The sequence below is a fragment of the Rathayibacter sp. SD072 genome, assembly GCF_017355185.1.
Classification (GTDB): domain Bacteria; phylum Actinomycetota; class Actinomycetes; order Actinomycetales; family Microbacteriaceae; genus Rathayibacter.
In genome coordinates this window covers 37,602-53,836 of sequence record NZ_JADILJ010000012.1, presented here as the reverse complement: position 1 = coordinate 53,836, position 16,235 = coordinate 37,602, and the positions used below count along the sequence as shown (strand labels likewise).

Here is a 16,235-nt window from a genome sequence, read left to right as displayed (position 1 = left end):
GATCTCCTGGAACGCTCTGACTTCCCGCAACCGACCTCCGGGGTGAGCCGCGGACGCGTGCTCAGATCCAGCCGTGCTCGCGGGCCTCGATCACCGCGCGCTGGCGGGTGTCGACCTGCAGCTTGCGGAGGATCGACGAGACGTGGTTGCGGACGGTGCCGTTCGAGAGGTGCAGCGCGGCTCCGATCTGCCCGATCGTCTCGCCGCGGGAGCCGGCGCTCAGCACGTCGAGCTCGCGGTCGGTGAGCGGGCTGCGGGTGGTGGCGAGGGCGTCGGCGGCGATCTCGGGATCGACGTAGCGGCGTCCGCTCGCGACCAGGCGGATCACCTGCGCGACGTCCTCGACGCGACGCGACTTGGGCAGGAAGCCCGCGACTCCGACGGCCAGCGCGCGGCGCAGCACTCCGGGACGCGCGTGGCGGGTGACGACGACCACGCGGGTCGCCGACGAGCGGCGCAGGCGCTCCGCGGCCTCGATGCCGTCCATGCCCGGCATCTCGACGTCGAAGAGGCAGACGTCGGGCTCGAGGCGCAGCGCCTCGGCCACCGCCTCCTCGCCGTCGCGGCACTCGCCGACGATCTCGAGGTCGTCCTCGAGGCGGAGCAGCGCCGCGAGCGCGGTGCGGATCATGTCCTCGTCGTCGGCGAGGAGCACGCGGATCACTCCGCTCCTCCGATCGGCAGGCGCGCCTCGACCGCGAACGCGCGGCGGGTGGGGCGGGTGCGCAGGGTGCCGCCGGCCCGCTCGATCCGCTCGGTCATGCCGGCGATGCCGGAGCCGTGCTCATCGGGATCCTCGGGCTCGGGCGGCAGGTCGTTCTCGGCGAGGAAGCGCCACTCGCCGCCCTCGCGGGCCAGGCGCAGCCGAGCCGACTCGCCTCCGCCGTGCTTGAGGATGTTGGTCGTGCTCTCGCGGACGACCGGGCCGAGCGCATCGGCGGGCGCGAGGTCCGCACCGGCGCCGATGTCGAGCTGCACGCGCAGCCCGGCCGAGCGGAGGAGGTCGGCGGCGTTCTCGAGCTCGTCCGACAGCGAGACGCTGCGGAAGCGCGTGGCGAGCTCGCGGGTGCCCGTGCGGGCCCCGTCGACGCTGCGCTGAGCGGCGCGCAGCTGCTCCAGTGCGGCGTCCGGATCGTCGCGGAGGAGACGCTCGGCGAGCTCGAGCTGCAGGGCGATGACCTGGAGGTGGTGCCCCTGCAGGTCGTGGACGTCACCCGCGAGGATCAGCCGCTCCTGGGCGGCCGCGAGGCGCCCCTCCGCCGCCCGCGCACGATCGAGCTCGCGCACGATGTCCCACCACCAGAGCATGCTGACGACCGACGCCGGCAGGGCGATCGCGAAGAACAGCAGCAGCGGGCGGATGTCGGAGGGGGAGTCCGCGAGCAGACCGGTGCCGAGGTGGTCGTGCTCGAGCACTGCGGCGACCACGAGGACGAGGGTGGCGAGGCCGGTCAGCCGCCCGCGGACGCCGCGCGGCCAGGGCAGCACGCCCACCAGGACGAACGCGAGCGAGAGGGCGAAGGTGACGCTGCCGGTGGCGATCCCGCCGGCCGCCGAGCCTGCGAGACCGGCGGCGAACACTCCGGTCGCCTGCGCGCGGAGCCGGAACGGCGCCTCTTTCGGCACCCCTCGGTAGCGCAGGGCGGTGACGAGGAACGCGGCGCACCACAGCACGGTGCCGCCGAGGTAGAGGACGACGCGCCAGAGCTCGGTCGCGCCGACGACCACCGGCAGCCCCCACACGAACAGGACGACGAGCACGAAGGACGCCGCCGAGAGGACGGTGTACCACCAGGTGGCCGAGACGCCACGGCCGGAGGGCGGGGCATCGATCGTCTCGGGCGCAGTGCTCATGCCGCCCACAGTACGACCATGACGGATGTCACCCCTCGGGGGTGCGTTCCTCCCCTGCGGAGGTGACCCGGCGGCACTGCCCGGGCGCTCGCTCCCGCGGTCGGATGGAGTCATCCCGAGAGACGGGAGGGCCGCCGACGCGGTCAGCAGAGCGGAGACGACATGTCGAACATCGCAGCAGACGCCATCCTCGGATTCCAGGACCTCCTCGCGCGGGTCCCCGACCTCGTGCAGCCGCTGGTGGTGGCGCTCGCCGGGGCCGTGCCCTTCATCGAGGGCGAGGGGGCCGCGACCATCGGGATCATCGGCGGCATCAACCCGGTGATCGCCGCGGTCTCGGGTGCGATCGGCAACTTCCTCTGCGTGGCCCTGCTGGTGCTGCTGGGCGCGGGCGTCCGCTCGGCCGTGACGAAGGGGCGGACGCCCCGGGCGTCGGCTCGCCGTGAGAAGTTCCAGCGGGCGTTCACCCGCTACGGGGTGCCCGGGGTGAGCCTGCTCGGGCCGCTGCTGCTGCCCACGCACTTCACCGCGGTGATGCTCGCGGGCGCCGGAGTGGCCAAGGGGCGGGTGCTGCTGTGGCAGGGCGTCGCGATCGTGCTGTGGACGACGGCGCTGACGGTGGTGGTGAGCCTCGCGGTGGGCGGGGCGGGGCTGGCGTGAGGCGTACGGAACCGAGGTCGGGAGGCGCCGGCGGCACCGTTCGCAGCCGATCGGCGGATCTCGCCCTCGGTTGCGTGCGCGATCGCGTGCCGGACCCGCACAACGGAGGCTGAGAGGCCGGAATCGCGGGTTCGTCGCGGTGTCCGGCCGCTCAGCCTTGCTTCTGCAGGTGGCTACGCCGCGACGCGGGCGTGCGCGTCGGCCAGCAGCTCGACCGAGCGCAGCCGCGCGGGGGTCGCGAGCGACGCGTGGGCGACGATGACCTCGTCGGCGTCGGCCGAGCGCGCGAATCCGGCCACGTAGTCCGCGACCTCCTCGCCGGTGCCGACCCCGGTGTAGTGGGTCATGCTCGCGACGTGGGCGCCGACCGGGGCACTCAGCAGGCTGTCGAGCTCGTCGTCGGAGAACTGCTGGTCGAGCGGGATCTGGCCGCTCTGGCGCAGCAGCATCATGAGGCGGGCGCGCTTCATCTCGGCGAACTGGCGCTCGGCGTCGGCGGTCGTGTCGGCCGCGATGGCGTTCACTCCGGCGATGACGTAGGGAGCGTCGAGCTGCTCGGAGGGGCGGAAGCCGCGGCGGTACTCGGCGACGGCCTGGTGCAGCGCGTCGGGCGCGAAGTGCGAGGCGAAGGCGTAGGGCAGGCCGAGGGCCGCGGCCAGCTGCGCGCCGAAGAGCGACGAGCCGAGGATGTAGAGGGGCACGCGGGTGCCGGCGCCGGGCGTCGCGCTGACACCGGGGATCCGGGACTCGCCGGCGAGGAACGCCTGCAGCTCGACGACGTCCTGCGGGAAGCGCTCGGACGACTCGGGATCGCGGCGCAGCGCGCGGAAGGTCGCCTGGTCGCTGCCGGGGGCGCGACCGAGTCCGAGGTCGATGCGACCGGGGTGCAGGGTCTCGAGCGTTCCGTACTGCTCGGCGATGGTGAGGGGGGAGTGGTTGGGCAGCATGACGCCGCCGGAGCCGAGGCGGATGGTCGAGGTCTGCGAGGCCACGTGCGCGATGAGCACCGAGGTGGCGCTCGACGCGATCGACGCCATGTTGTGGTGCTCGGCGTACCAGACCCGGCGGTACCCGCTCCGCTCGGCCTGCTGCGCCAGGGCCACCGAGGCGGCGAAGCTGTCGCGCGCGGTCTCTCCGGGTGCGATGGGGGCGAGGTCGAGGATCGAGAGGGGAACGGTCATGTCAGAGGGCAACGCGCGAGGGGCGGCGGGTGTTCCCGACCGGTGCGCGGTGATCAGCGCGGGCGGCACTCCAGGCTGAGCCACAGCTCGAAGCAGGCGCTGCGCGAGAGGGCGGTGGCTCCGATGGAGGCGCGGCCCATGCGGCCGGCGTCGGGGCCGAAGACGTCCAGGAGCAGGTCGCTCGCGGCGTTCGAGACCTCGTTGAGGCGCTCGAAACCGGGCGGGCAGAGCACGAAGCAGAGGCCCCTGGACAGGGCGACGACCTCGTCGAGCGAGCCGAGGGCGAGACGGATCATGCCGAGGGCGTTGACGGCGGCGTAGCGGGCCGCCTCCTGCGCCTGCTCGAGGGTGATGTCGACCCCGACCGCGCCCGGGTGCAGGAGCGCGCCGTCGCGGGACTCGGGGGTGATGCCGCTGAGCTCGAGGAGGTCTCCCGTGCGGTGGAACGCGCGGAGGGAGGAGCCGTAGCGCCCGCCGTAGGGCGGGTTCGCGTAGTCCGGGATCACGAGGCCGAGCTCGAGGGCGCGGGCTTCGGGGGAGTGGGTCATGGCGGCCTCTCGCGGGACGGGGTGCGGGCCGGAGGGCGATGCGCGCTGTCCGGCCGGTCCAGCGTATCCGGCGGTGGCATTAATGGATACAACCTGTTTAGGATGGGATCCATTCAGTCGTTCGCAGGACGACGCCGCGCGGAAGGACCTGTTGGATGACACTCGGCCTGGACGGCGGCACCCCCGCCGCGACCGCGACCATCGACGTCGCGGCCGAGCGCGCCCGCACTGCCGGCACGGTCGGGCGGCACTACTTCAACGCCGCCGGAGCGGGACTGATGAGCGACGGCGTCCTGGCCGCGGTCATCGGGCACCTGCGCCTGGAGCAGCGGATCGGCGGCTACGAGGCCGCGAATCTCGCCGCCGACGACCTCGAGGCGGCCTACGCGTCGGCCGCGCAGCTGCTCGGGTCCGACGTCGACGAGATCGCGTTCTTCGACAGCGCGACCAGCGGTCTGCGCGCGGTCTTCGACGCCCTGCGCCTGGGGCCGGGCGACACGGTCCTCGCGCCGCGCTCGAGCTACATCAGCCAGGCGCTGCGGATGCTCGCCCTGCGTCGGCACGACGGCGTGCGTCTGGACGTGCTCCCCAACGACTCCTCGGGCAGGATGGATCTGGAGGCGCTCGAGAGCGCCCTGGCGACCACGACCGGGCGCACGGTCGTCAGCGCGGTGCACATCCCCACCTCCTCCGGGCTCGTCGAGCCCGTCGCCGCGATCGGCGCACTGGCCCGCCGCTACGGGGCGATCACCGTGCTCGACGCGACGCAGTCGGTCGGGCAGCTCGACATCGACGTGCGCGCGATCGGCTGCGACGCCCTCGTCACCACCGGGCGCAAGTTCCTCCGCGGACCGCGGGGCACCGGCCTGCTGCACCTGCGCAGGGGCCTGCTCGACGGACTCGGACCCTGGGCGCCCGACGTGCGAGGCTCGAGCTGGACGAGCGCGGAGGAGTGGACGATGGACGGCACGGCACGGGTCCTCGAGACCTGGGAGTCGTCGGTCGCCTCCCGACTGGGCCTCGGAGTCGCGCTCCGCGAAGCCCTCGAGCGCGGTCCCGCGGCCACCCAGGAGCACCTCGTGGCCCTCGGCGCGCAGCTGCGCGAGCGGCTCGGCGCCCTCGACGGCGTCTCCCTCGCCGATCCGCCCGCCTCCCCCTCCGGCATAGTGACCTTCACGGTCGACGGGGTCGCCGCCAAGCAGGTCTCGGCCGGGCTGCGCGAGGCGGGCGTGGACTCGCTCGCCGTGCCCGCCGGCCACGCGCAGTGGGACCTCGGCGCCCGGGGCATCGCGAGCGTCGTCCGCGTGTCCCCGCACGTCTACACCGACGCCTCCGACGTCGACGCCCTGCTCGAGCGGGTCGCGGCGATCGCAGGAGGCGCCCGATGACGGTGCACGACGCGGTGGTGCTCGGGCTCGGGATCCACGGGTCGGCGACGGTGCGCGAGCTCGCGCGGCGCGGGCGCGACGTCGTAGGGATCGAGCAGTTCGGCCCGGCGCACGCGCGCGGCTCGTCGCACGGAGCGACGCGGATGATCCGCCGCGCCTACCCGAGCCCGGTCTGGAACGACCTGGTCGACCGCGCCTTCCGCGGCTGGGAGCGCTGGGGCGTGCACGCCGGAGAGCCGTTCGTGCACACGACCGGCGGGCTGTACGCGCACCGCGGCGTCCCCACGCTGCAGGGCGGCCGGAGCCGACCCGTCGAGGACGCCCGTGCCGTCGCCGCGTCGTTGGCGCCGCCGGAGGGCTGGGGTGTGGTGCACGACCCCGACGCCGGAGTGGTCGAGGCCGCACGGGCGCTGGCCTTCGCGCAGTCCGACGCCGTCGCGGCGGGCGCCGAGCTGCGCTTCGAGGAGGAGGTCCTCGGCTGGTCCACGGACGCGGGAGTCGTCACCGTCCGCACCACCGCGGGAGAGCTCCGCGCGCGCCGGCTCGTGCTCGCCGCCGGCGGTTGGATCGCGCGGCTCCTGCCCGAGGCGGCGGGGTTCTTCGAGGTGCAGCGGATCCTCACCTACACCGCCCGCGCCGGTCAGGACGCCGCCCGCCCGCCGGCCCTCGGCTGCTTCTCGGTGGACCTGCCGGAGGGGCTCGTCTTCGGGCTCCCCGAGGCCGCGGGCTCGGGAGCGAAGATCGGCATCGACGCCGGGCCCGTGTGGGACCCGGCCGTGCCCGTCGCCCCGCCCACCACGGAGGAGATCGCGCACCTGCAGGCGCTGCTGCGCCGCTTCGTGCCGGGCATCGACGTCGAGGGCGGCGAGGCCGTCGCCTGCCTCTACACGATGACCCCCGACAAGCGCTTCGTCCTCGGCGAGCTGCCCGGCCGGCCGCAGGTGCTGGTCGCGGCCGCGTGCTCCGGTCACGGCTTCAAGTTCGGCCCGGCGATCGGCGAGGCCCTCGCCGACCTCGTCGACGGGATCGACCGACCCGACCTCGACTTCCTCACCCCCGCTCGGAGCGTGACCCCCGCATGACCGCACCCGCCTCGCCGACCGGCCCCGTCGCTGCGTCCTCCCCCTCCTCCCGGATCGCGGTCGCCGCGCCCCACCCGGCGGCTCTCGACGCCGCGGCCGAGGCGATCGCCGACGGAGGGGACGCGATCGACGCGGCCCTCGCCGCCGCGACGGCCCTCACCGTCGTCTACCCGCACCAGTGCGGTCTGGGCGGCGACCTCATCGCCCTGGTGCGCCGTCCGGGGGCCGGAGTGACCGCGGTGATCTCGGCCGGAGCGGCGCCGGCCGGCATCGACGTCGCGCGCCTGGCGCTCGAGGACCGCATGCCGCGCCAGGGGGCGCAGACGGTGACGATCCCCGGAGCCGTCGCCGGCTGGCACACGATCGCCGGCCTGGGCGGGCGCCTCGGACTCGCCGCGCCTCTGCGGCGCGCTGCGCGGCTGGCCGCCGAGGGCGTGCCCGTCTCGGCCGGTCTGGCGCGGGCGATCGGCCAGCGGAGCGAGGAGCTGCAGGCCGACGAGGGCATGCGCGGAGTGTTCGGCGACGGCCGCGGCGGACTGCTGGGCGAGGGCGACGCGCTCGTGCAGCCGGCGCTCGCCGCGACCCTCGGCGAGCTGGCCGAGGACCCGGCCGCCTTCTACTCCGGGCGGATCGCCGCCTCGCTCGCCGCGCGGCTCCGCTCGCTCGGCGGCACTCACACCGAGGACGACTTCGCCGCGCACGAGGCCGAGCTCGTCGAGCCGCTCACCGAGACGATCGGAGGCGCGCGCTGGTGGGTCGCCCCGCCGCCCAGCCAGGGCGCGGTGCTGCTGGGAGTCCTGCCCGAGGCGCTCGGGGGCGAGACCGCCGAGCTCGTCGCCGCCGTGCGCGAGGCCGCGCTCGTGCGCCAGGCCGAGCTGGGCGATCCCCGCGGAGGAGCGATCGACGTCGACGCGCTGCGGAACCCGCGCGGTCGCGACGGCTCCCTGCCCCGCGCCGGACGTGCCCTCGGCGACACCGTGGCGGTGACCGCGGCGGACGCCGACGGCACCGTCGTGACCCTGATCCAGAGCGTCTACCAGCTCTTCGGCTCCGGGATCCTCGATCCCGGCACGGGCGTCGTGCTGCACAACCGCGGCTCGGCCTTCAGTACCGATCCCGCCCATCCGGGGCACGTGGGGCCGGGACTGCGGCCGCCGCACACCCTGCTGCCGGTCGTCGCCGAGACCGACGAGCTGGTGCTCGGGCTCGGCTGCCAGGGCGGCAGCGCTCAGCCGTGGATCCTCGCCCAGCTGGTGCGCGACCTGCTGCGGCCGACGTCGCAGCCCGACGAGGTGCTCGCACGGCCGCGCTTCGTCGTCGGCGCCCGCGACCTCGGCCACGAGCGCACGACGCTCGTCGCCGAGCCCGGGGCCGACGAGGCGATCGCGGCGGCCGAGGCGCTCGGTCTGCCGGTCGTCCGCACCGCCGGTCCCGTCGACGAGGCCGGCCACGTGCAGCTGGTGCGCCTGCACTCCGACGGGCGGCTCGACGCGGCGAGCGACCCGCGCGCGGACGGCCGCGCCGCCGTCGTCCCCGCGTCCCCGAACCCGACCCTCCGACCCGAAGGAACCCGATGAGCTCCACCGCCCACGTCCTCGACCCGCTCACCTCCGCCGAGATCTCCTCCTTCGTCGCCGCCGTGCGCGCGAGCGGTCGACTCGGCGAGCGACCGCGCTTCTGGGGGATCGCCCTGGACGAGGAGAAGGCGCGGGGCACGTCGCCGGGCGATCCGCGACCGGTGCGCCTGGTGGTCATGGACCCGGACGCCCGCGCCGCCTGGGAGGTGCGCGGCTGGACCGCGGCGCCGGGCGGCTCCGCGGTCGTCGAGGTGTGGACCGACGTCGACCACCGCCGCCCGGGCGTCTCGAGCGACGAGGCCCGGATGATCGCGCAGGCGGCCCGGAACTCGCCCCTGCTCAAGGAGGCGCTGGCCCTGCGCGGCATCACCGACACCTCGCTCGTCTGGGTCGACCCGGAGTCGATCACGGGCTTCGTGCCCGAGGACCTCGCCGACCGCCGGCTGAGCTGGGGCACGGTCTGGTACCGCGAGTTCCCGGAGGACAACGGCTACGCGCGCCCGGTCGCCGGACTCGTGCCGATCCTCGACCTCGACACGCTCGAGGTGATCCGGATCGAGGACCACGGCGTGATCCCGATGGCGAGCGAGACCGGCGTCTACACGGCGGGCACCTGGGGTCCCGACCGCGAGGTGTCGAAGCTCGACATCGTGCAGGCGGACGGCCCCGGCTTCGCGATCGAGGGGCACCGCGTCACCTGGCAGAACTGGTCGTTCCGGGTGGGCTTCAGCCACCGGGAGGGGCTCGTGCTGCACGAGCTGACCTACCGCGACGGCGATGTCGAGCGCCCCGTGCTCCAGCGCGCCGCGGTCAACGAGATGTACGTGCCCTACCTCGACAGCGACCCGACCGCCTACCGCAAGAACTTCTTCGACTGGGGCGAGTACGGCGCCGGCCCCCTCACCGCGAGCCTCGAGCTGGGCTGCGACTGCCTGGGCGAGATCCGCTACTTCGACGTCGAGTACCTCGACGGGCACGGCGAGCCGCAGACCATCGCGAACGGCATCTGCCTGCACGAGGAGGACGACTCGATCCTCTGGAAGCACGTGAACACGCGCACCGGCAGCGCCGAGGTGCGCCGCAGCCGCAAGCTCGTGGTCTCGAGCTTCGCCACGGTCGCGAACTACGACTACGGCTTCTACTGGTCGCTGCACCAGGACGGCTCGATCGAGCTCGAGGTGAAGCTCACCGGCCTGATGTCGGTCTCGGGCATCGCCGACGGCGAGACGCCGCGTTCGGGGCGCCTCGTCGCTCCGAACGTGCAGGCACCGACCCACCAGCACTACTTCGCGGTGCGCCTGGACACCGCGATCGACGGACCGCTGAACCGCCTCGTCGAGGTGCACGCCGAGGTGGACCCGGACGAGACGACGAACCCGTACGGCAACGCGTGCCTCGCCGTCGAGACCCCGATCGCTTCGGAGGCGCAGGGCGCGCGCCGCGCGGACCCGGCGCGGGCGCTGCACTGGCGCGTCGAGAGCGAGTCGGCCACCAACCGCTACGGCGAGAGCACCGCCTACCGCCTCGCGATCCAGAACACCGCGCAGCTCTACGCGCGCCCCGGCAGCGTGGTCGAGCGCAAGGCGCCCTTCGTCGCGCAGCACCTGTGGGCGAGCGCGTTCGACGCGGAGGAGCGCTTCATCGCGGGCGAGTACCCCAACCAGGGCGAGCTCGGCGACGACGGCGTGCACGTGTGGCAGCGGGCCGACCGCTCGCTCGAGAACGAGCGCCTCGTGCTCTGGCCGGTGCTGGGCGTGCACCACTTCCCGCGCCCGGAGCAGTGGCCGATCATGCCGGTGGACCGGATCAGCCTGAGGCTCGAGCCGGACGGGTTCTTCGACCGCAATCCGTCGCTGGACGTGCCGGCATCGGAGTCGGCGCACTGCGCGCCGGGGCAGGGACACGCCGGGCACGGCCACGCGGGGCAGGACCACGCGGGGCACGGCCACGCGGGGCAGGACCACGCGGGGCACGACCACGCCGGGCACGACTCGGGCGGTCACGGGCACGACGCCCACGCCGGCCACGCGCACGCCGAGCAGCAGCACGGCCACGAGGGCGGCCGCTGATGGCCGAGGAGCACCTCGCCGACCGCAGCGCCACCGCGCTGGCAGCGGCGATCTCCTCCCGCGAGGTCTCGGCCGTGGAGGTGATGCGGGCGCACCTCGAGCGGATCGAGGAGCGGAACCCCGCACTCCGCGCCGTGGTCTCGCAGCAGCCGGACTCGGTGTCGCTCGCAGTGGCGGAGGCGGCCGACCGCCGCACCGCCGAGGCGCGCGCATCGGGGGAGCCCCTGCCTCCGCTGCACGGTCTGCCGACCGCGGTGAAGGACCTGATGGACGTGGCCGGCTTCCCGACCACGAACGGCTCGGCCGCGTTCGCCGACGCCGCGCCCGCCGCGCACGACAGCGTTCTCGCGACCCTGCTCCGCGAGGCGGGCGCGCTGATCATCGGCAAGACGAACACCCCCGAGATGGGCCAGGGCGTGCTGACCTTCAACCCGGTCTTCGGCACGACCGTGAACCCGTGGGACACGACGCGCCACGCGGGGGGATCCAGCGGAGGCGCCGCCGCCGCCCTCGCCGCCCGGATGCTGCCGATCGCCGACGGCTCCGACAGCGGCGGCAGCCTCCGCTACCCCGCCGCGTTCTGCAACGTCGTCGGCGTGCGCCCGAGCCCCGGCCGCGTCGCGAGCGGACGGACGGGCAACGCGTGGACCCCGCACGGCGTGACCGGACCGATGGCGCGCGACTCCGCCGACGCCGCACTCTTCCTCCGGGGGCTGTCGGTCGAGAAGAGCGTCTGGCCGCTGTCGTCCCTGCCCGTGCACGAGCCGCGCCCGGTGGCCGTCGACGGCCTGCGGATCGCGTGGAGCGCGGACGCCGGCGGCCTGCCGATCGACCCCGAGGTGCGGCGGGTGCACGCGGCGTTCGCTCAGCAGCTCACCGGCCTCGGCGCCGTCGTCGAGGCCGACGAGCCCGACTTCGCGGGTGCCGACGAGGCCTGGGAGACCATCGAGACCTTCGAGTTCTTCCTCGGCGGCCGGCACGCCGTCGACGCGGGCGCGACGGGCTTCCGCCCGGACTACGTACGCAACGTCGAGCAGGGCCGGGCGATGTCGGCCACGCAGCTCGCCGACGCCTACGAGCGCCGCACGCGCCTGTTCCGCGACACCGCCGCGGTGCTGGAGCGGCACGACGTGCTGATCCTGCCCGCGACCCCCGTCGCCGCACCGCCCGCCGAGCTCGAGTGGGTCCCGGAGGTCGACGGCGTGCGGTTCGACCGCTACTTCACCTGGCAGATGCTCGCGAACCGCCTGACGCTCGCCGCGCATCCGGTGGTCGTCACCTCGGCGGGCTTCACCTCCGACGGGCTGCCCGTGGGCGTGCAGGTCGTGGGCCGCCACGGCCGCGAGCTGCAGCTGCTCGCGGTGACCCGCGCGATCGAGGAGGCGACGGGCTGGATCGCCCGGGTTCCATCGTTCTGAGGGTCGACGGGTCGCCCGGCCGCCGGGTCGCCCCCAGAACGTCAGCGCAGAGGGGGGTCGGTCGGCTGACAGCCGAGAGACCCCCCTCTCAGCTGATGTTCTGCGCCGGACTGCCGGCTCTCGGCCCTCTTCTCTTCTCCGCCCGCTCCTGATAGCGTGCCTGAACCGGTTAAGTAAACCGGTTCAGACTCGAGAGGGAGGCGCGAGATGGCCGACAGGCCCACGATCCTCGACGTCGCCCGCGAGGCCGGCGTCAGCAAGGCGCTCGTCTCGTTCGCGCTGAACGACAGGCCCGGTGTCTCCGCCGGCACCCGCGAGCGGATCCTCCAGGTCGCGGCCGACCTCGGCTACCGCCCCAGCGTCACCGCCCGCTCCCTCTCGATCAGCGTCTCGTTCGCGGTGGGCCTCGTCGTTGCGCGCGATCCCGAAGTGATCGCCGCGGATCCGTTCTTCCCCTCGTTCATCTCGGGCGTCGAGCGCGTGCTCGCCGAGAACGGCCGGGTGCTCGTGCTCAGCGTGGTCGAGCCCGGCGCCTCGGAGGAGGCGGTGTACCGCACCCTCGCCGCCGACCGCCGCGTCGACGGGATCTTCCTGACGGATCTGCGCGGGGACGACTCCCGTCCCGCCCTGCTCGCTGAGCTCGGCCTGCCCGCCGTCACCCTCGGCCGCTTCCACGGATCGCCGTCGCCCGCGGTCGTCATGGACGACGCCGCCGGCATCGCGGACGCCGTCGCGCACCTCGCCGCGCTCGGCCACCGGCGCATCGCCCATGTCGCCGGTCCCGATCACCTGCTGCACTCGCGCCGCCGCCGCGCGGCGTTCCTCGGCTCGTGCGGCGACGCGGGGCTCGAGCCCGGCCCGGTCGTCGCGACCGACTTCAGCGCAGGCCAGGGCGCGCGCGCCACGGAGCAGCTCCTCGACCTCGCCGAACCGCCGACCGCGGTCGTCTACGCGAACGACCCGATGGCCATCGCCGGCCTCGGCGTCGCGCACACCCGCGGGCTCCGGCTGCCCGACGACCTCTCGATCACGGGGTTCGACGACTCCGCGATCGCCGCCCACGTCTACCCGACGCTGACCTCCGCCCGCACGCGCCCCGCGCGCTGGGGCGAGGCGGCGGCCCGCACGCTCCTCGATCTGATCGAGACCGGGAGCGCCCCCGATGTCGACCTCGAGCCCGCCGGGCTCGTCGTGCGCCACTCGACCGCTCCGCCGCGGCCGACCCACTGAGAGGCGCGCGCACCGCCGCGCGCGCCGAGCACAGGACAAGGAGAACACCATGAGCAGCTCGACGACGAGACGATGGCTCACCGGGATCGGCATCGCCTCGCTGGCGACGATCGGCCTCACCGCGTGCAGTGGCGGGGGAGGCGGCGCCTCCACCGACCTCACCGCGACCGGCCCGATCACGATCTGGTACTCGAACAACGAGCAGGAGGTCGCCTGGGGAGAGGCGATGGTCGAGGCCTGGAACGCGGACAACCCGGACCAGGAGATCACCGGTCAGGAGATCCCGGCAGGCAAGAGCAGCGAGGAGGTCATCGGAGCCGCGATCACCGCCGGCAACGCGCCCTGCCTCGTCTTCAACACGGCACCCAGCGCGGTCGGCCAGTTCGAGAAGCAGGGCGGCCTCGTCGACCTGTCGGAGTTCGAGGACGGCGACGACTACATCGAGACCCGCAGCGGCGACCTCGCCGAGCAGTACCAGAACGCCGACGGCGACTACTTCCAGATGCCGTGGAAGAGCAATCCGGTCGTCATCTTCTACAACAAGGACCTCTTCGCGCAGGCCGGTCTCGACCCCGAGAACCCGTCGCTGGCGACCTACGACGAGTTCGTCGCCACGTCGAAGACGCTCGTCGAGTCCGGAGCCGCGCCCGCCGCGATCCAGCCCGCGCCCACCAGCGAGTTCTTCCAGACGCAGTTCGACTTCATGCCGCTGTACGCCGCCGCCACCGGAGGCACGGGCCTGGTCGAGGACGGCGAGGCCACCTTCGCGAGCGAGGACGGCTACGAGGTCGCCGAGTTCTGGAAGGGCCTGTACGACCAGGGCCTCGCCGGTCGCGAGCAGTACCAGGGCGACGCGTTCGCCGACGGCCAGGCCGCGATGTCGATCGTGGGCCCGTGGGCCGTCTCGGTCTACGAGGACCTGAACTGGGGCTCCGTCTCGGTGCCCACCCCCGACGGCACTGCGCCCGAGGACACCTGGACCTTCAGTGACGCGAAGAACGTCGGCCTCTACTCCGCCTGCGAGAACAAGGGCACCGCGTGGGAGGTGCTGAAGTTCGCGACCAGTGAGGAGCAGGACCGCTCGCTCCTCGAGACCACCGGCCAGATGCCGTTGCGCACCGACCTGCAGACCACCTACGCCGACTATTTCGAGGCGAACCCCGCCTACCAGCGCTTCGGCGACCAGGCGAGCCGCACCATCGAGGTTCCGTCGGGACCGAACACGGTGCAGATGCTGCAGGCGATCCGCGACGCGTGGGGCAAGACGGTGATCTTCGGCGAGGGCGACGTGCAGTCGGCCCTCGACGGAGCGGCCGAGACCGTCACCGGGCTCGCCGGCCAGCAGTGAGCCGGCCGTGACCACGCTCACCCCGAAGGCTCCGGCGTCCACGGGCGCCGGGGCCCCGGGCCCGGCAGCGAAGCGGAGCCTTCTCCGCCGCGTGCTCGGACCCCAGCCGCTCGGACTGCTGTTCGGCGGCCCGTACCTGGTCTTCGTGCTGGCGGTGTTCGCGTTCCCGGTCGGGTACTCGGTCTACATCGCGTTCCACGACTTCTTCTTCGCCGCGCCCGGCGTGCAGGTCGACCGGCCGTTCGTCGGCCTCGAGAACTTCGTCACCGCGTTCTCGAATCCGCAGGTCATCCGCTCGTTCGGCAACATCGGGATCTTCCTGATCATCAACGTGCCGCTGACGGTGATCCTGGCGCTGCTGCTCGCCTCGGCGCTGGACAAGGTCGTGCACCTGCGCACGTTCCTCCGGGTCTCGTTCTACGTGCCCTACGTGACGGCGAGCGTCGCGATCGTCGCGGTCTGGCTGTTCCTGTTCAACGGGAACGGGCTGGTCAACAGCCTGCTCGGCCCGCTGGCGCCGGATCCGTCGTGGCTGATCAACGACGACCTCGCCATGCCCGTCATCGCGATCTTCGTCACGTGGAAGCAGCTCGGGTTCTACATCCTGCTGTACCTCGCGGCGCTGCAGAACGTGCCGAAGGAGCTGTACGAGTCGGCCTCGACCGACGGAGCCGGCCGGGTGCGCCAGTTCTTCTCGGTCACCGTGCCGAGCGTGCGGCCGGCGACCCTGCTCGTGCTGCTCGTCTCGACGGTCACCGGAGCGAATCTGTTCACCGAGCCGTATCTCCTGACCGGCGGCGGCGGGCCCAACGGCGCTTCCGCCTCCCCGGTCCTGCTGATGTACCAGCTGGGCCTCCAGCAGGGGCAGCCCGACGTGGCGTCGGCCATCGGAGTCGTCCTCGTCATCGGCGTCCTGATCATCGCCTACCTGCAGAACCGGTTCGCCGGGGAGAGGAACTCATGAGCGCGCAGGTCAGCGCGGGAGCAGCGGCCTCGGCCGTGCCCGCCGTCACTCCGATCAGAACGCGTCGACGCCCCGTGGGCATGAGCCGCTCGGCGGTCGTCCTGCGCGGCGTGGTCCTCGGGCTGGGCGCGATCGTCTTCCTGTTCCCCTTCTACTACATGGTCGTCGGCTCGCTGCAGACCGACCCCGACCCGACCCTCGCCGGCGCGGTCCCCGACCCGGCGAACCTCACGCTCGACAACTACGTCAACGTGAACGAGCGGATCAGCCTGCTCACCGGCCTGGTCAACTCCGGGATCTTCACGGGCGGCGTGCTGCTGTGCACCGTCGTGTTCGGCGTGCTGGCCGGCTACGCGCTCGCGATGCTGCAGTGGCGCGGACGCAACGCCGTGTTCGCTCTCGTCCTGCTCGTGCAGGTCATCCCGTTCCAGCTGCTGCAGATCCCGCTCTACGTGCTGATCGCCCGCGACTACGGTCTCGCCGACAGCCACGTGGGCATGATCCTGCCGTTCGCCATCAACTCCACAGCGGTGATCATCTTCCGGCAGTACTTCCTGCAGCTCCCGAAGGAGCTGTTCGAGGCGGCCCGGATCGACGGCGCCGGCGAGCTGAAGCTGCTCTGGAACGTCGCCCTCCCGCTGGTGCGGCCCGCGCTCGTCACGGCGGTCCTCCTCACCTTCATCGGCCCCTGGAACGAGTTCCTCTGGCCCTTCCTCATCACCAAGGACGCGTCGCTGCAGCCGCTCGCCGTGTCCCTGGCCAACTACATCTCGAACGTCGCGTCGTCGACCGACAACCCGTTCGGGGCGATCCTGGCGGGCGCCGTCGTGCTCGCCGCCCCCGTCGTCGTGCTGTTCATCGTGTTCCAGCGCTACTTCGTCTCGACCGATCTCGGATCCGGAGTGAAAGGATGACC

14 protein-coding genes are annotated in these 16,235 nt (G+C 73.3%); 10 read left to right on the top strand and 4 right to left on the bottom strand.

Going from position 1 to position 16,235, the window contains the following annotated elements:
• Positions 1-61 precede the first annotated feature (61 nt).
• Both IOC53_RS07000 and IOC53_RS19435 read right to left on the bottom strand, forming a co-directional pair.
• A complete protein-coding gene (locus IOC53_RS07000) occupies positions 62-664 on the bottom strand; it encodes a response regulator transcription factor (protein ID WP_207403764.1) in 603 nt (200 codons plus the stop codon).
• On the bottom strand, positions 661-1,854 hold the full coding sequence (locus IOC53_RS19435) for a sensor histidine kinase (protein WP_207403762.1): 1,194 nt from the start codon (positions 1,852-1,854) through the stop codon (positions 661-663). Before IOC53_RS19435 ends, IOC53_RS07000 begins: the two co-directional genes overlap by 4 nt.
• Positions 1,855-2,016: 162 nt before the next feature.
• Here IOC53_RS19435 and IOC53_RS06990 point away from each other — a divergent pair, with 162 nt between their 5' ends.
• A complete protein-coding gene (locus IOC53_RS06990) occupies positions 2,017-2,514 on the top strand; it encodes a small multidrug efflux protein (RefSeq protein WP_207403760.1) in 498 nt (165 codons plus the stop codon).
• Between the two features lie 173 nt (positions 2,515-2,687).
• Here IOC53_RS06990 and IOC53_RS06985 read toward each other — a convergent pair whose 3' ends face one another.
• Together IOC53_RS06985 and IOC53_RS06980 are read right to left on the bottom strand one after the other, a co-directional pair.
• On the bottom strand, positions 2,688-3,695 hold the full coding sequence (locus IOC53_RS06985) for an LLM class flavin-dependent oxidoreductase (protein WP_207403758.1): 1,008 nt from the start codon (positions 3,693-3,695) through the stop codon (positions 2,688-2,690).
• A 53-nt stretch (positions 3,696-3,748) separates the two neighbouring features.
• Positions 3,749-4,243, bottom strand: a complete 495-nt coding sequence (locus IOC53_RS06980) for a RidA family protein (protein ID WP_207403756.1) — start codon at positions 4,241-4,243, stop codon at positions 3,749-3,751.
• A 155-nt stretch (positions 4,244-4,398) separates the two neighbouring features.
• Here IOC53_RS06980 and IOC53_RS06975 point away from each other — a divergent pair, with 155 nt between their 5' ends.
• The 9 genes from IOC53_RS06975 (at position 4,399) to IOC53_RS06935 (ending at position 16,233) form a co-directional block, all read left to right on the top strand.
• A complete protein-coding gene (locus IOC53_RS06975; RefSeq protein WP_207403754.1) occupies positions 4,399-5,631 on the top strand; it encodes an aminotransferase class V-fold PLP-dependent enzyme in 1,233 nt (410 codons plus the stop codon).
• Positions 5,628-6,713 carry an FAD-dependent oxidoreductase gene (locus IOC53_RS06970; RefSeq protein WP_207403751.1) on the top strand — a complete coding sequence of 362 codons (1,086 nt, stop codon included), beginning with the start codon at positions 5,628-5,630 and terminating at the stop codon, positions 6,711-6,713. The genes IOC53_RS06975 and IOC53_RS06970 overlap by 4 nt, the downstream gene beginning before the upstream one ends.
• Positions 6,710-8,290, top strand: a complete 1,581-nt coding sequence (locus IOC53_RS06965) for a gamma-glutamyltransferase (protein ID WP_207403749.1) — start codon at positions 6,710-6,712, stop codon at positions 8,288-8,290. Before IOC53_RS06970 ends, IOC53_RS06965 begins: the two co-directional genes overlap by 4 nt.
• Positions 8,287-10,359 (top strand): primary-amine oxidase, encoded by a 2,073-nt coding sequence (locus tag IOC53_RS06960; protein ID WP_207403747.1) that lies wholly within the window; start codon positions 8,287-8,289, stop codon positions 10,357-10,359. The genes IOC53_RS06965 and IOC53_RS06960 overlap by 4 nt, the downstream gene beginning before the upstream one ends.
• Complete coding sequence (locus IOC53_RS06955; RefSeq protein WP_207403745.1) at positions 10,359-11,777, top strand: amidase; 1,419 nt, start codon at positions 10,359-10,361, stop codon at positions 11,775-11,777. Before IOC53_RS06960 ends, IOC53_RS06955 begins: the two co-directional genes overlap by 1 nt.
• A gap of 207 nt (positions 11,778-11,984) precedes the next feature.
• Positions 11,985-13,007 carry a LacI family DNA-binding transcriptional regulator gene (locus IOC53_RS06950; protein ID WP_207403743.1) on the top strand — a complete coding sequence of 341 codons (1,023 nt, stop codon included), beginning with the start codon at positions 11,985-11,987 and terminating at the stop codon, positions 13,005-13,007.
• A gap of 49 nt (positions 13,008-13,056) precedes the next feature.
• Positions 13,057-14,355, top strand: coding sequence for an extracellular solute-binding protein (locus tag IOC53_RS06945; RefSeq protein ID WP_207403741.1), 1,299 nt, complete (start codon positions 13,057-13,059; stop codon positions 14,353-14,355).
• A 7-nt stretch (positions 14,356-14,362) separates the two neighbouring features.
• Complete coding sequence (locus tag IOC53_RS06940) at positions 14,363-15,319, top strand: carbohydrate ABC transporter permease (protein ID WP_207403739.1); 957 nt, start codon at positions 14,363-14,365, stop codon at positions 15,317-15,319.
• An 80-nt stretch (positions 15,320-15,399) separates the two neighbouring features.
• On the top strand, positions 15,400-16,233 hold the full coding sequence (locus IOC53_RS06935) for a carbohydrate ABC transporter permease (protein WP_207403827.1): 834 nt from the start codon (positions 15,400-15,402) through the stop codon (positions 16,231-16,233).
• Positions 16,234-16,235: the final 2 nt, after the last annotated feature.

Excerpts from the sequence above, each read along its gene's own strand:
- IOC53_RS06955 (WP_207403745.1), top strand. The coding sequence starts at position 10,359 with ATGGCCGAGGAGCACCTCGCCGACCGCAGCGCCACCGCGCTGGCAGCG.
- IOC53_RS06975 (WP_207403754.1), top strand. The coding sequence starts at position 4,399 with ATGACACTCGGCCTGGACGGCGGCACCCCCGCCGCGACCGCGACCATC.
- IOC53_RS06960 (WP_207403747.1), top strand. The coding sequence starts at position 8,287 with ATGAGCTCCACCGCCCACGTCCTCGACCCGCTCACCTCCGCCGAGATC.
- IOC53_RS06935 (WP_207403827.1), top strand. The coding sequence starts at position 15,400 with ATGAGCCGCTCGGCGGTCGTCCTGCGCGGCGTGGTCCTCGGGCTGGGC.
- IOC53_RS06965 (WP_207403749.1), top strand. The coding sequence starts at position 6,710 with ATGACCGCACCCGCCTCGCCGACCGGCCCCGTCGCTGCGTCCTCCCCC.
- IOC53_RS06990 (WP_207403760.1), top strand. The coding sequence starts at position 2,017 with ATGTCGAACATCGCAGCAGACGCCATCCTCGGATTCCAGGACCTCCTC.
- IOC53_RS06945 (WP_207403741.1), top strand. The coding sequence starts at position 13,057 with ATGAGCAGCTCGACGACGAGACGATGGCTCACCGGGATCGGCATCGCC.
- IOC53_RS06950 (WP_207403743.1), top strand. The coding sequence starts at position 11,985 with ATGGCCGACAGGCCCACGATCCTCGACGTCGCCCGCGAGGCCGGCGTC.
- IOC53_RS19435 (WP_207403762.1), bottom strand. The coding sequence starts at position 1,854 with ATGAGCACTGCGCCCGAGACGATCGATGCCCCGCCCTCCGGCCGTGGC.
- IOC53_RS06985 (WP_207403758.1), bottom strand. The coding sequence starts at position 3,695 with ATGACCGTTCCCCTCTCGATCCTCGACCTCGCCCCCATCGCACCCGGA.
- IOC53_RS06980 (WP_207403756.1), bottom strand. The coding sequence starts at position 4,243 with ATGACCCACTCCCCCGAAGCCCGCGCCCTCGAGCTCGGCCTCGTGATC.
- IOC53_RS06970 (WP_207403751.1), top strand. The coding sequence starts at position 5,628 with ATGACGGTGCACGACGCGGTGGTGCTCGGGCTCGGGATCCACGGGTCG.